We start from the raw sequence: 13,644 nt of genomic DNA on the forward strand, positions 1-13,644 counted from the left end.
ATCCCTTAAAAGATTTTTGTTTGATAAGGTTTTTATAAATTTTGACTTCGTCAAATATTTGATTTGTGGCTTAAAATAGATCAAAATAGTAATATGATAAGAAATTAATAATTAATCGTGTAACCTACAGAAAACGTTGTTCCGCGGCCCTGATAAGCAAATGCTTTCTGAGGAGCACCATAGAAAAATTCTGAACGCTGCCCCCAAATGGTTGTATATTGCTTATTGAAAATATTCTGTACCCCGAAGTTGATGGTTCCCTTATTGAGTTTTACATCTCCTACAAAATCAAACAGGGTATAGCCGTTGATTTTCATGTCTGCCAGATCTGTGTAGTTCATTGAGTTTTGCATTTGTAATCTCAGTGAGAATCTTTTCGCATTCCAACCTGTGAAAACCATGAACTTGGAAGGGTTGGTGGTATATACGGACTGATTTTGCCAACCTTTATCTACTGTTTGGGTTTCAGACTGCATAAGCAGAAGATTTCCTCCCAATTCAAGTCCCTGAGCAAAACGGTATCCTACCGCTCCTTCAAAACCGTAATTTCTGAGCTTCTGATCAAGAAGAGAAACCGTAAATGCGGCATTATCTATTTTTAAAGTTTTACTGGATAGCGCATAGAAAAAAGAGCCCTGTGCGTATAATCCAGCCTCAGACGTTCTGTTATGTCTGAACCCGAGCTCTATCTGGTCTGTCTTGATTCCGCTTAACGGCTGCTCGGCGATATTCATACTGTTTAAAAGATTCCAGCGATTATTGTCCAGCTGGTATTTTCCAAAACCATAAGATTTTGCAGCATCCGGAACCGCAAACCCTTGTGAAAAGCTGAACCAGGTCTGCCATGCAGGAGTGAATTTATAAAGTAAACTTCCGTTCAGTAGTGTAACATCGTAATTGTTTTTTCCTCCTTTTACAACATCTGCGGAATTTCCATATCCGAAATGCATATAAACCTGCTCTTTAAATCCAACAAAATCATCAAGCTTTACATTGATGAACTGCTGTCTTACCCCTCCGGATAAAGTAAGCTGTTTTGTAATGTTCCAGTCAGCCTGAATAAAACCTGCCAGAGTGAATATTCTGGTATCCGGATACCTTCCTACAAAAGCATCTGCTTTATTGATCAGTCCACCGGATTCACTGCTTATTTTTGGATTGAAAATTGCCTGGTCACCGTTGAAACTTTCAAAATCTAAATCTGTTCCGTAAGTAAAATTAAAAGCGTTCCATTTTTTTGACAAAACAGCTTTGGCTCCGTATACATCAGTATTTCCTCTTCCTGAAGAAAGAAATACCGGAAGAACAACACCTGCCGGAGGCTTTGGAATTTCTGCAAAAGAAGCCCCGAAATCAGCTTCCTCACGTCTTCCGTAAGCCTGAACAAGTAAATTGTGACCTCCTAAAATATTACGCAGACTATACTGTAAATTAGCCATGAAACGCTCTGTACGGGGTACTACATCAGAATCAGCCCCTCCAAGTACATTGATAAGATCCGGATTTTTAGTGGTAAATCCAGCGAAGCCAGGACCAAAAGAAAGCCATTTTTTATTTCTGACCTTTGAGTTATAATATTGAAGATCTACACTTATATCCTGATCAGGACTTAATTTGACACTCAGGCTTCCTAAAAGATCAATAGATCTGTTGTACTGATAGTCAGCCTGTTTCACATCCGTAATGATTTGATTTCCATCCGCGTCAAAAGCACCTTCATTTTGAGTGAAGGCAGCTCCGAGTCTGAATTTTACCTTATCACTTCCACCTTCAATTGACTGTGCAATTCTTTTATCCAGATCATCTTTATTAAAACCTGTTTTAAGCCCCGCAGAAGTTTCGAAAGCCAGTTTATTTGAGGTTGGTTTTTTGGTGATAATGTTGATGATCCCTCCCGTAGAATCTCCACCGTAGATGGCCGATGCACCGGATAAAACCTCAATTCTTTCGATATTAAAAGGATCTATTGCGTCAAACTGTCTGCTGGCAGCTCTGGTACTGTTCAGTGAAACCCCGTTGAGCATTACCAAAACATTTCTTCCTCTCATATTCTGAGCATAATTGGTCCTTCCCTGATTTCCAAAATCAAAACCGGGAATCATATTTCCCAATACCTCTTTCAACCCGGCACCGCCTCTGATTTGTGTCTGGAGTTCTTTTTCCCCAATGATCCAGACCGTTCCCGGAATATCGCTGATTTGTTTCGGAGAACGTGAAGATACCAGAATAACTTCGTTAATATCTTTTGTGGTAATACTGTCCTGCTTGCTTTGAGCAGAAGTATGTGCAGTAAGGGCAGTCAGTAGAATGACTGAAAGTGCAAATTGTCGTTTCATTTATTTAGAACAATTAAAAATAGTGGAGTAAATATAGAATATTATTGAGTAAAAAATAACCATGATTTTTATCACATATTTCAAACCAATGTGAGTACGGCGATAATAAGTCACAAACAGAAGACCTCTTTTATCAAGATTTATGCGGTACAATTAATTTTTTTCAAGTCTCAAAATGAGACAAAAATAAATGTAACGAACTTCAGAATTAACGAAAATGTAATATTAAAAAGGGTAGAAAAGGCTAAAAAAGCATCAAAATGAAGACTAAAGAAATCCCCAAAATGATAAGCTAGGCAAACCATTTTGAATTTTTTGAAAAAATCTCAACACTTTTTTCCATTTCACCGGCATTAAGATCTCCAAATCCTAATCTCATGGCAGTCAGGTTTTTATTCTGATAAAGCAGCGTTTTTGGGATAAAAAGATTCTCACTGGCACAATTGCGGCTGAGCTGCATCAGGTTGACAGGAATATTCCATTCCAGCCAGATGGCCAGACCTCCGGAAGGTTTTTGAAAAGAAATGAGATCACCTAAGTTTTCCTGTAGTAAATTGCTGAGATAATCCCGTCTTTCCTGATATACCTTTAATGATTTTTTCAGATAACGATTTATTTCTCCCTCAGAAATCATTTCGCCAAGGGCCCTTTCCATCAGAATATCTCCTTGTCTGTCGATGATTCCAAGATATTTCCTCATTTCTGCCATCAGATTTTCAGGTGCTACAATAAAGCCGGTTCTGAAGCCTGGAGCCAATGATTTGCCGAAAGATCCTATATAGATAACCATTCCATTGGTATCTGCACTGGCTAGAGGGAGAATCGGGCTTTTATCATAATGAAATTCATAATCATAATCGTCTTCAAGAATGATAAATCCATATTCATGGGCAAGCTCCAGAAGTTCCAGTCTTCTTTGGGCACTTAGGGCAACAGTAGTAGGATAGTGGTGGTGGGGAGTAAGATAAAGCATCCTTATCTTCTGCTTTTTGCACGCTTCCCGTACATTTTCTACAATAATTCCCTCTTCATCTATAGGAATTGAGACCATATTAACACCCGCTTTCATGAAGATCATATTCACCGAAAAGTAACTTAATGCTCCTACCAGAACTACGTCACCGGGAGAAAGAAGGATTTCGGAAACAATATAAATACTCATTTCTGTACTTCTGGTGATCAATAGGTTATTTTTAGAAATAGGTAGTCCACGTGATAAATTCAGGTATCTGGATAAATGTTCTTTGAAAAATTCACTTCCATCATGGTTGTAATGGCCGGATATTTTTTGATGAGATTTACGCTTAAGAATAGAGCTGTAAAACCGGGAGTGCTGTCCGATCTGAGTGAGCCTGATATCCGGTACCCCGTCATTAAATACAAATTCACAGTCTGAATGTTCAAACGGATTATCAAGGATATTTGATGTTTTAAATGAAAAACCAGTGTTTTTTGGATAGTTTTGAAGGTTGTTTTGTTCAAAGTCATGAACTTTAACAGGTTTTTCCTGTTCTTTTCCAATGATGAACGTTCCTTTATTCGGCAGACTCTCCGTCCAGCCCTGAGCTGATAATTCATCATATACTGCCACTGCTGTATTTCTATGAATATCGAGCATATCACTGAATGTACGTGTCCCGGGAAGCTTCGTTGCAAAGGGTAAAACGCCTCTCTGAATGGCATTAACCAGCTGATTGGCTATCTGCAGATAAATTGACGTTTCAGATGTTCTGTCAATTTTTATAAAACTTTCATAAGGAATTCTAACCGGACTATCCATAATATCAAAACTGGCACCATGTAACCATCCGGCAATATACTACTTTTGACATCAAAATAAAAGTCTATGGAATTTCAACACCTCTTAGAAAAGATTGTGCAGGAAGGGAGCACTCATGCAAAATGGCTGAATACGCTTTCTTTTATGGAAAATGCCGGAGCCAGAAAAATATCAAAATGTGAACATCCGGTTCTGGTAACCCAGATTCAGTTGAAGCACGCTGCAGAAGAACATCGTCATGCCTATTATTTAAAAAAACAGATTGGAAAAATAGATGAAGAACTTTGCAAAACATACGAAAGTCAGGAACTTCTTGCTCCTACAGCTACTCGTCAATATCTTCATTCTTTAGATGTCAAGGCCTGCAGATATCTTCAAAAGGCCTTCCAGCTGAATAAGGAAGATTTAAAATATGCGGCCTACCTTTTTGTAACCTATGCCATCGAAGTGCGTGCTGATGAATTATATCCCGTGTATCAGGATGTTTTGACCAAAGAATCTTCAAAAATCATGGTAAAATCTATAATTCTCGAAGAAGAAGGCCATCTGGAAGAAATGATCAATCAGCTTAATGAATTTTCAGCAGACTGGAAAAGCCATGCAGATCATATTCTGACCATTGAAAAAGAATTGCACGAACAATGGATCAATGCGATTAAAGAGGAGGTAACTCAATTCAATTATGCTTAATACCATTGAAAATTTCCAAATATCTCTTGATAAACGGAAAGAACAGGGCATATTAAGGAGTTTAAAGGTTCAGCCAGCGGGAATAGATTTTTATTCTAATGATTATCTGGGATTGGCCAGAAATAAAGATCTTCAGAATGTATTGCTTCGAAAAGTTACGGAGAATCCTCACTGGCTTTCAGGAAGTACAGGTTCAAGGCTGATTAGTGGAAATAGCATTACAGCGGGGCTTACGGAAAAGTTTATCGCTGACCAGCATCAGTTTCCGGCTGCTTTACTTTTTCCGTCCGGTTATAACGCGAATCTGGCTTTGTTTTCTACTCTGCCCGGCCGTCATGATACGATCATCGTGGATGAGCAGATTCACCGTTCTGTACATGATGGGTGCAGATTATCAAATGCCAGAAAATTAAAGTTCAGACATAATGATCCCGAAGACCTGGAAAGCAAATTGAAAAGACAGAAAGGACATTGTTACATTGCTATTGAGAGCCTTTATTCGATGGAAGGAGATTTTGCTCCTGTTTCAGAAATGGCTTCACTTGCTAAGACATATGGAGCAAGTCTGATTGTAGATGAAGCTCATGCTTTTGGCATTTTCGGATATGGATTGATCGATCAATATCAGCTTCAGGAACAGATTGCAGCAGTTGTTGTGACCTACGGAAAAGCATTGGGATCACATGGGGCTGTTATACTTTGTAATGAAGTGATCAAGTCATACCTGGTCAATTTTGCATCATCTTTCATTTACAGTACTTCTGCGCATGATTTTCAATGGATGAGCATTAAAGCCGGATATGAATTTTTAGAATCTGATAAAGAGCCGTCAGAAACGCTTCAGAAAAATATTAAAACATTTCGGAATCAGAATTTGGGATCTCCGTCTTCAAAAAAAAGTCCTGTTCAGGCAATTATGATCCCGGATAACCAGAAGCTGAAAGAAGTACAAAATGCTTTATCGGAAGAAAATTTTTTAACATATCCAATTTACAGCCCGACCGTAAAAGAAGGGACTGAAAGACTTAGAATATGCCTTCATAGCTTCAATACAGAGGATGAAATTGTAAGACTCACTAAGATTATTGGCGAATTTATTTAAAGTAATAAGATGAATAAAAAAGAGGAAGAACGGATTTGCTTTTTTAAGAATATCGCATAAATCCCGAAACTCGGATTATACATCACGTACCCCATATGAAATTATTTATAACAGGAATAGGAACTGAAATAGGAAAAACCGTTTGTTCGGCTGTTTTGGTTCAATACTTTAAAGCAGATTACTGGAAACCTGTACAGTCAGGAGATCTTCATTATACCGACAGTCACAAGATTGAAGCCTGGACAGACAGTACAAAATGCTATCCGGAAACCTGTCGTCTGAAATTGGCGGCATCTCCTCATCAATCTGCACGGGCAGAAAATGTACAGATCAATCTTGATGATTTTCAGCTTCCTGAGACAGATCGCCCTTTGATTGTAGAAGGAGCCGGAGGCTTGATGGTTCCACTTTCTGATAACAGCTTCATGATTGATTTGATAGAAAAATTAAATCTTCCTGCTGGGCTTGTTGTGAGGGATTATTTAGGATGTATCAATCACAGTTTGCTGTCAATCATGGCTTTAAGGCAAAGGAATATAAAATTAGAATATCTGATTCTTAATGGAAGCTTTCCTGAGGACACTGAAAGAGTGATCTGCGGCTTCATTGGAAAAGAAACAAAAATAATCAGGATTCCCGAAGTTGAAAGCACTGATAAAAAATATATAAAAGCTGCTGCAAAGCAATTAACAATAACAAAATTATGATAATGGATCAAAAAACAGAAATTAGGAATAACTGGACCAAAGAAGAGATTGAGGAAATTTACCATTTACCTCTTATGGAATTGATTTATAAAGCAGCCACTGTACACAGGGAATGGCATGATCCTTCTGAAGTACAGATTTCCACCTTATTATCAATCAAAACCGGAGGATGTCCGGAAGACTGTTCTTATTGCGGACAGGCTGCCAGATATCATACTAATATTAAAGTACAGGCTTTGCTGCCTACAGAAACTGTAATTGCACACGCTCAAAAAGCTAAGGATAGCGGCTCATCCCGTTTCTGTATGGCAGCAGCATGGCGTGAAGTCCGTAATAATCGTGATTTTGACAGGGTAATTGATATGGTAAAAGGAGTGAATGACTTAGGTTTGGAAGTATGCTGTACTCTGGGAATGCTTACCGAAGAGCAGGCTGTAAGGCTTCAGGAGGCTGGATTATATGCCTACAACCATAACCTTGATACTTCGGAACAATATTATGAAGAAATCATTTCCACCAGAACATTCGATAACAGAATCAATACGATCAACAATGTACGAAAAGCAGGAATCACAGTATGCTCCGGAGGAATTATCGGATTGGGAGAAACGCACAGAGACAGAATTTCAATGCTTTTAACCCTGGCAACGATGCCCAGACACCCGGAATCTGTTCCCATCAATGCATTGGCAAGGGTAGAAGGTACCCCATTGGAAGATAATGAAAAAGTAGATGCCTGGGAAATGGTAAGAATGATTGCTACAGCAAGAATTGTAATGCCTTCTTCTATGGTAAGACTAAGTGCCGGACGAATTGAAATGAATGAAACGGAACAGGCATGGTGCTTTATGGCAGGGGCCAATTCTATTTTCACCGGTGAAAGAGAAACGTTGTTGGTGACTCCTAACCCGGGAGTTTCTGAAGATATGCAGATGCTGAATACTCTTGGTCTTAAGCCAATGATGAAAAAAGAAGTTTGCTGCTAGATAATCAGGAATTATAAATAATAAATTATGGGTTTTTGGATTTTAATCATGAGTATTTTAAAATGTATTGTGAGTTTGCTGTTGAGATTGTTATTCTGTTAATCTGTAGATTAACTTCCTGATTCTTTAACACAGTTTCTCGTGAAATAATAAGATCGGACAGTATAATATTCGTCTAAAAAGGCATTTGCTTGAGTAAACAATTCATTACTATTTCAGATTAAGATCCAAAACTCATAATACATTTTAGATCAACATATGAATACAATAATATCAACCAGTCTTCAGGACAGAGATAAAGCCGTCAACTGGCATCCGTACACCCAAATGAAGACTGCAGACAGTATCATTCCTATTGTACGAGGAAAAGGAATCTACCTTTATGACGAAGAAGGGAAAAAATATATGGATGTGGTTTCTTCATGGTGGGTGACTTTACATGGGCATTCTCATCCTTATATTGCACAACGTGTTTTCGAACAGTTAAACACGGTAGAGCAGGTTATTTTTGCAGGTTTTACCCATAAGCCTGCGGTGCAGCTTTCGGAAAACTTACTGAAGTTGCTGCCGGCTAACCAGGAAAAAGTTTTTTATTCTGATAATGGTTCTACCGCCGTGGAAGTGGCTTTGAAAATGTGTATTCAATATGCTCACAATCATGAAAAAAAGAAGACTAAAATTCTGGCTTTTAAAAACGCGTATCATGGAGATACTTTCGGAGCTATGTCTGTAAGTGGGAAAAGTTATTGGACGCAGCCTTTTGAAAGTATGCTGTTTGAAGTCATCTTTATTGACGTCCCCAATGCGGAGAATATAGAAAGCTTACGATTTCAGATTAAAGAATTAGCCGATGAAGTGGCTTGTATTATTTATGAGCCTTTAGTTCAGGGAGCAGCCGGTATGCTGATGTATGAGGCAGAAAATCTGAATAGTCTGATGAGAATATGCAGAGAATATGATATTCTCATGATTCAGGATGAAGTTTTTACAGGATTTGGAAGAACAGGAAAGTTATTTGCCGCCAATCATCTTAGTGAAAAACCGGATATTATGTGTTTTTCAAAAGGATTAACAGGAGGAACAATGCCAATGGGAGTCACTACCTGTTCCAATGGTATTTATAATGCCTTTCTGTCTGATGACCATCATAAAACCCTTTTTCACGGGCATTCTTTTACCGCTAACCCCTTAGCCTGTACAGCTGCTCTGGCCAGTATGGAAATATTACTTAAAGAAGAAACCCAAATGACTGTACAGCGAATTACTGAGCAGCACGCTGAGTTTGTAAAAGTTCTTTCTTTCCATCCTCAGGTAGAAAATGCCCGCCAGATAGGAACTATTTTGGCTTTTGATTTTAAAACCGGACACGGAACCTCTTATTTTAATGAGATTGGAAAGAAACTTTATCATGAATTTTTACAGAGAGGAATTATTATGCGTCCACTGGGTAATGTATTGTATCTGGTGCCTCCTTACTGTATTTCTGCTGAAGAATTAGATTTTGTTTATCAGAATATTCTGGAGGTTTTGGATCAATTCAGGGATTGAATTAATCATTAACATTACCAAACCTTATAGGCTTCAAAAGCCTGTAAGGTTTGGTAATGTAACTTTTAGCAGAAGCTTTTAGAGCTCAAGCTCGGCGGTTTTTAAAATTCTCAACAATTCCTTTAATTCTTCTCTATTATATTCAATTAAATTCTGACTGTAATTGTTTGAAGGCATTTTTATATAATTAGCCCGATTGTTCAGGTTTTCATGATAAACACTTCCGAATTCAATATTATTTCTTGTGACGAACTTATACTTGGCTTCAATATTCGTTTTTTCATTCTCTTTTTGTTCTAAAGTCTGAAGTGACTGAATTAATTTACCCAGCTCGTTTTTATCAATTGTAAGCGTTTTCCTTGAAATTTCATCAAATGTTTCATATTCATACATGATTCCAAGAAGGCTTTCTGATGAATTATCAGAGACATCTTTCGTTACAATTTTCTGAATATTTAAGTTCTTAAACTTGCCTAAAGGAGTTGTTCGTTTTTCAATTAATGTACTTTTTCTTGTATTGATGGCAAGTCCATTAGAAGTTGTTGAAGATCTGGAAATAGGAGGAGGTGGAATCTGTGCTATAGCTGAAGAGCAAAAGACACCGAAAATTAAAATAATAATTTTTTTCATTTACAGAATAATTTGGGTTATAATTTTTATTACAGTAGAGATTAATATTCTATTTTAGTCTAAATATATAAAACTTCATCAAATTTTAGAAAATGTTCCTCCAATAAAAAGCGGATTTAACAACTCTGAAAAATACTATCATAAGCTAAGTTCGTTTCCCCATGAATGCAGTTCGGATAGTATAGAGCCAGGTTTCTTTCCTTTTTCTGTCAGTTTATAATAAACTTCCGGAGGAAAATTATAGACTTCAGTCCGTTGGATAATATAATCCTCTTCCAGTTGTTTTAACTGTTCGGAAAGGACTTTTTTGGAAACTCTGGGCATTTTTATCCATAGTTCTGTAAAACGTACTGTTCCTTCTTCAAAAAGATTGTGTAAAATCAATGGCTTCCACTTTCCTGAAAGGATATCCAGGCTCTTTCTTAGGCCGCAGTTTTCAAAATTCATAAGATACTTGAATATATATATGATTAACCTTTTGGTAACCTTCTATTGTTTTACCGCAGTCCCGCAATAGTTTTGCAGTACAAATGTAAACAAAATGAAACTACAATTATGGCATAATGCTACACTGCTATTGAATATCAACGGAATTTCCATATTAGTAGACCCTATGCTCGGAGAAAAAGGCGTGCTGGGTCCATTTCCTATGACGGATAATGAATTGCTAAATCCTTTAATAGATTTTCCGTTCAGTCAGGAAGAATTAATCAAAAAACTTCGGTCAATAGATGCCGTTGTGATTACCCATCTCCATCCTGATCATTGGGACTCAAAGGCTATAGAGCTTATTGGTAAAAACGTGCCAGTTTTATGTCCTGATATTATCGCAGATCAGATTACCCAGCAGGGGTTTCAAAATACGGTGCCTGTCAATACATCTATTCATTGGGATAATATTGAAATCTTTAAGACAAAAGGACAGCATGGTACAGGAGAGATTGGTGAGAAAATGTGAAAAGTAAATGGATTTGTTTTTAAAACAGAAGCTAAAACAGTTTATATTGTCGGAGACAGTATCTGGAATAAAGAAATAGCAGATGAAATCCACAAACACAAGCCTGACCAAATTATTGTAGCAGGCGGAGCAGCTTCTTTTTCAGTGGGTGACCCCTATTATCATGACCGCTAAAGATATTATTGAAGTCTGCAAATATTCTCCTGAAGCTACAATATGGGTAACCCAACTGAAAGCGTTAAGCCATTGCAAAGAAGACAGAAATTATATTCAGAATAAAATCAACGAAAAAGGATTTGAGAAGAGGTGTTTTATATTAAAAGATGGTGAAGAAGTTGTTCTTTTATAATTGGGACATAAGTGGCTTGCAAGTATTAAAATTACTTAAAGTATCAAAGCAAATAATGATAGAACTTCGGTTCTATCATTATTATTTATAGTTTAAAATTATTTATAAGAATGTTATAAATGCTAGTGATGTACAATTGATTTTGTTAGTGAATTAGTGGATAAAATATGAAATTTTAATCCTCCACACATTTATTTCTCGCAGCCTTCATTCCAAAGAAAAACATCAGCAATACTGCAGTACTCATAAAATAAAATGAACTGTTCCAGGAAGTATCCCAATCATGAAGTTTACCAAATACAGGAGGTCCAAATGCTGCAATCAGATAACCGACAGACTGTGCCATTCCGGAGATTTTTACGGCATTGATGCTGCTTTTCGTTCTTGTAGAAAAGAACAGAATAGATAAACTGAAAGACAAGCCATTGGCAATGCCTATGATAACGGCATTTACATAGATCCATTCTGATTTCATGAATGCAAACATCATTGTACTTATAAACATTAAAGCACATACAAAAACAATCATTAATCTCTGGTCTTTCATTTTGCTTGCAATGATCGGGCAGCAGAAGGTCACCGGGATCATTGTAATCTGAATCACAAAGAAAACCCATCCTGAGCTCTCACTTTCCATATGATAATCCGCAAGGAATGACGGAAGCCAGGCAACGAGGCAATAGTAGAATAAAGACTGCAGCCCCATGAAAATACTGATATTCCAGGCCTGAGAGGACTTAAACATATTAAAATCTGAAGTGCTGAGTGCAGCCTTTTGCTGATGAGTATTCTTTCTGTTGAAGATGAATTCCAGAATCAGAACCAGAAATGCCAAAGCGGCAATCACCAGCCAGATTCCCAGTGAACCACGCCATCCAAACCCCGTCCATTCTCCTATCTTCACACTGAAACCTGAAGCTAAAGCAGCGGTAAGATTCATTGATACCGCAAAAATACCCGTCATCAGGCCAATCTGCTTTGGGAAATTGTTTTTAACATATCCGGGAGTGACTACATTTCCTATACATATTCCCAGGCCAATGAATATAGAACCCAGAAATAACAGCCAAAGAGAACCTGTAATACGGAGAAACAATCCAAAACTCAAAATAATCAACGAATACATTAAAAGTTTACTGATTCCCAGCTTACCGGAAAATCTGCTTACCAAAACAGAGCACACGGCAAACATAAAGAGTGGAATAGAGGTTAGCAAACTAACCTGAAAATTATCCAGCTTCAGTGTATCTCTCACCTCTCCAAGTACCGGAGCTACAGCAACAATAGGAGAGCGCAGATTACTGGAAATAAGGATAACTACCAGAACATTAATGATTAATAAAACATAGGAAGCATTCTTTTTTACTTCATTCTTCATCATGATAAAACTTTTGCACAAAATTAATACAGTAATTTTGTTTAATTTTGCCAAAGTTTTAACCTGAAACGACATGAATGCCAACGACAGTATAGAGATAGATGAACTGAGTAAACCTTATTTTGTATGGTTTGAAGAAAACTGGATCCATGATGATATTCTTCACCAGCATCAGAAAGGCCAGTTGGTCTATGTAGAAAGTGGTTTCCAGTACATAACCATTGAAGAAAAGATCTATCTTCTTCCACAGAATCATGCCGTATGGATTCCGTCCAATACTATTCATAAAACCAATTCACATTCTGAAAAGATCAAGCTGATGATCATGTTTGCCGATACGGAAGGCAGCAATCCTTTTTATGATGAAGTAAATGTGTTTTCTGTTCCTCCGGTACTGAGGGAAATGATAAAATATGCTGAAAAGTGGTCAAAATTATTTATAAAAGATCACGATGAAACCTTGTTTTTAAAGGCTCTTTTTAATGAACTTCCTCATTTTGTAGAGCATTCCCTGAAACTCCATATCTGCCTTCCCAAAGATAAACGTCTCACTAAAGTCATTGAACATCTTCATCACTATTATCGTGAAGAGATCAGAATAGAGGAACTAAGTGACACAGCACTATTATCTTTGCGTACCCTGGAGCGAATCTTCAAAAAGGAAACAGGATTAACATTGATTAAATACCAGCAAATGCTCCGTATCATCAAAAGTCTCGAACTTCTGAGTTCCGGCAGTTTTACGATTTCGGAAACGGCATATGAAGTGGGGTACAAGAGTGTCCAGGCTTACAACAGAAGTTTTCAGTCCGTTATGCAGTTCCGGCCCACAGATTTTGTTAAAAATATTAAATAAATTTAGAATTAAAAAGAAGACTTATAATAATATTGAAGATTCTTTATTGACTTGTATTAGGGCCTTCGCCTTATATTATCAATTCTGATATTTCACTTTAAATATTTCCATATAATCATTAAAATTTAAATTACATCGTTAATCAAATAAAAAGGCCCCCAGTGATGGAGACCTTAAAAAAACACAAATGATGAAAAAAAATTATTTCGATTCACAAATATAAGTAAAAATTACATTATGTATTGCATTATAAGCGTATTTTTTTAAATATTATTTATTTTAATTAAAAATAATCATCCTTCAAGTGATATTCATTTTCTTTGA

At 37.1% G+C, this 13,644-nt stretch carries 13 protein-coding genes; 8 read left to right on the forward strand and 5 right to left on the reverse strand.

Features of this window, described 5'->3' with window-relative positions:
• Positions 1-104: 104 nt before the first annotated feature.
• Positions 105-2,336, reverse strand: coding sequence for a TonB-dependent receptor (locus tag AC27VX_RS04100; protein ID WP_488693997.1), 2,232 nt, complete (start codon positions 2,334-2,336; stop codon positions 105-107).
• Between the two features lie 292 nt (positions 2,337-2,628).
• Positions 2,629-4,116 carry an aminotransferase-like domain-containing protein gene (locus AC27VX_RS04105; RefSeq protein WP_300691112.1) on the reverse strand — a complete coding sequence of 496 codons (1,488 nt, stop codon included), beginning with the start codon at positions 4,114-4,116 and terminating at the stop codon, positions 2,629-2,631.
• Between the two features lie 66 nt (positions 4,117-4,182).
• On the opposite strand from AC27VX_RS04105, the gene AC27VX_RS04110 reads away from it, so the two are divergent.
• The 5 genes from AC27VX_RS04110 (at position 4,183) to bioA (ending at position 9,149) form a co-directional block, all read left to right on the forward strand.
• On the forward strand, positions 4,183-4,806 hold the full coding sequence (locus tag AC27VX_RS04110) for a hypothetical protein (protein ID WP_236859322.1): 624 nt from the start codon (positions 4,183-4,185) through the stop codon (positions 4,804-4,806).
• Complete coding sequence (locus AC27VX_RS04115) at positions 4,799-5,908, forward strand: aminotransferase class I/II-fold pyridoxal phosphate-dependent enzyme (protein WP_488693999.1); 1,110 nt, start codon at positions 4,799-4,801, stop codon at positions 5,906-5,908. Before AC27VX_RS04110 ends, AC27VX_RS04115 begins: the two co-directional genes overlap by 8 nt.
• Before the next feature lie 95 nt (positions 5,909-6,003).
• On the forward strand, positions 6,004-6,615 hold the full coding sequence (gene bioD / locus AC27VX_RS04120) for a dethiobiotin synthase (protein WP_488694001.1): 612 nt from the start codon (positions 6,004-6,006) through the stop codon (positions 6,613-6,615).
• A 2-nt stretch (positions 6,616-6,617) separates the two neighbouring features.
• Positions 6,618-7,601 carry a biotin synthase BioB gene (gene bioB, locus AC27VX_RS04125; RefSeq protein ID WP_488694003.1) on the forward strand — a complete coding sequence of 328 codons (984 nt, stop codon included), beginning with the start codon at positions 6,618-6,620 and terminating at the stop codon, positions 7,599-7,601.
• Between the two features lie 258 nt (positions 7,602-7,859).
• The gene (gene bioA, locus AC27VX_RS04130; protein WP_488694005.1) at positions 7,860-9,149 is read left to right on the forward strand and encodes an adenosylmethionine--8-amino-7-oxononanoate transaminase; all 1,290 of its coding nucleotides are present in this window, start codon (positions 7,860-7,862) and stop codon (positions 9,147-9,149) included.
• Between the two features lie 78 nt (positions 9,150-9,227).
• Here the strand turns inward: bioA and AC27VX_RS04135 are convergent, their stop codons facing one another.
• Together AC27VX_RS04135 and AC27VX_RS04140 are read right to left on the reverse strand one after the other, a co-directional pair.
• Complete coding sequence (locus AC27VX_RS04135) at positions 9,228-9,779, reverse strand: hypothetical protein (protein ID WP_488694007.1); 552 nt, start codon at positions 9,777-9,779, stop codon at positions 9,228-9,230.
• A 138-nt stretch (positions 9,780-9,917) separates the two neighbouring features.
• Positions 9,918-10,226, reverse strand: coding sequence for a winged helix-turn-helix transcriptional regulator (locus AC27VX_RS04140; protein WP_488694009.1), 309 nt, complete (start codon positions 10,224-10,226; stop codon positions 9,918-9,920).
• Positions 10,227-10,320: 94 nt separating this feature from the next.
• Here AC27VX_RS04140 and AC27VX_RS04145 point away from each other — a divergent pair, with 94 nt between their 5' ends.
• A complete protein-coding gene (locus tag AC27VX_RS04145) occupies positions 10,321-10,737 on the forward strand; it encodes an MBL fold metallo-hydrolase (protein ID WP_488694011.1) in 417 nt (138 codons plus the stop codon).
• Positions 10,738-10,900: 163 nt separating this feature from the next.
• Positions 10,901-11,086, forward strand: coding sequence for a hypothetical protein (locus AC27VX_RS04150; RefSeq protein ID WP_236859330.1), 186 nt, complete (start codon positions 10,901-10,903; stop codon positions 11,084-11,086).
• Positions 11,087-11,261: 175 nt separating this feature from the next.
• On the opposite strand, the gene AC27VX_RS04155 is transcribed toward AC27VX_RS04150, so the two are convergent.
• On the reverse strand, positions 11,262-12,467 hold the full coding sequence (locus AC27VX_RS04155) for a CynX/NimT family MFS transporter (protein ID WP_236859331.1): 1,206 nt from the start codon (positions 12,465-12,467) through the stop codon (positions 11,262-11,264).
• 70 nt (positions 12,468-12,537) lie between these two features.
• On the opposite strand from AC27VX_RS04155, the gene AC27VX_RS04160 reads away from it, so the two are divergent.
• A complete protein-coding gene (locus tag AC27VX_RS04160) occupies positions 12,538-13,320 on the forward strand; it encodes a helix-turn-helix domain-containing protein (RefSeq protein ID WP_488694013.1) in 783 nt (260 codons plus the stop codon).
• Positions 13,321-13,644 lie beyond the last annotated feature (324 nt).

The sequence above is a fragment of the Chryseobacterium sp. 14P4.3.2 genome (genome assembly GCF_057799275.1).

Coding starts and splice junctions, on each gene's coding strand:
- AC27VX_RS04110 (WP_236859322.1), top strand. CDS start 4,183: ATGGAATTTCAACACCTCTTAGAAAAGATTGTGCAGGAAGGGAGCACT.
- AC27VX_RS04140 (WP_488694009.1), bottom strand. CDS start 10,226: ATGAATTTTGAAAACTGCGGCCTAAGAAAGAGCCTGGATATCCTTTCA.
- AC27VX_RS04105 (WP_300691112.1), bottom strand. CDS start 4,116: ATGGATAGTCCGGTTAGAATTCCTTATGAAAGTTTTATAAAAATTGAC.
- bioB (WP_488694003.1), top strand. CDS start 6,618: ATGGATCAAAAAACAGAAATTAGGAATAACTGGACCAAAGAAGAGATT.
- AC27VX_RS04155 (WP_236859331.1), bottom strand. CDS start 12,467: ATGATGAAGAATGAAGTAAAAAAGAATGCTTCCTATGTTTTATTAATC.
- AC27VX_RS04100 (WP_488693997.1), bottom strand. CDS start 2,336: ATGAAACGACAATTTGCACTTTCAGTCATTCTACTGACTGCCCTTACT.
- AC27VX_RS04160 (WP_488694013.1), top strand. CDS start 12,538: ATGAATGCCAACGACAGTATAGAGATAGATGAACTGAGTAAACCTTAT.
- bioA (WP_488694005.1), top strand. CDS start 7,860: ATGAATACAATAATATCAACCAGTCTTCAGGACAGAGATAAAGCCGTC.
- AC27VX_RS04135 (WP_488694007.1), bottom strand. CDS start 9,779: ATGAAAAAAATTATTATTTTAATTTTCGGTGTCTTTTGCTCTTCAGCT.
- AC27VX_RS04145 (WP_488694011.1), top strand. CDS start 10,321: ATGAAACTACAATTATGGCATAATGCTACACTGCTATTGAATATCAAC.
- AC27VX_RS04150 (WP_236859330.1), top strand. CDS start 10,901: ATGACCGCTAAAGATATTATTGAAGTCTGCAAATATTCTCCTGAAGCT.
- AC27VX_RS04115 (WP_488693999.1), top strand. CDS start 4,799: ATGCTTAATACCATTGAAAATTTCCAAATATCTCTTGATAAACGGAAA.
- bioD (WP_488694001.1), top strand. CDS start 6,004: ATGAAATTATTTATAACAGGAATAGGAACTGAAATAGGAAAAACCGTT.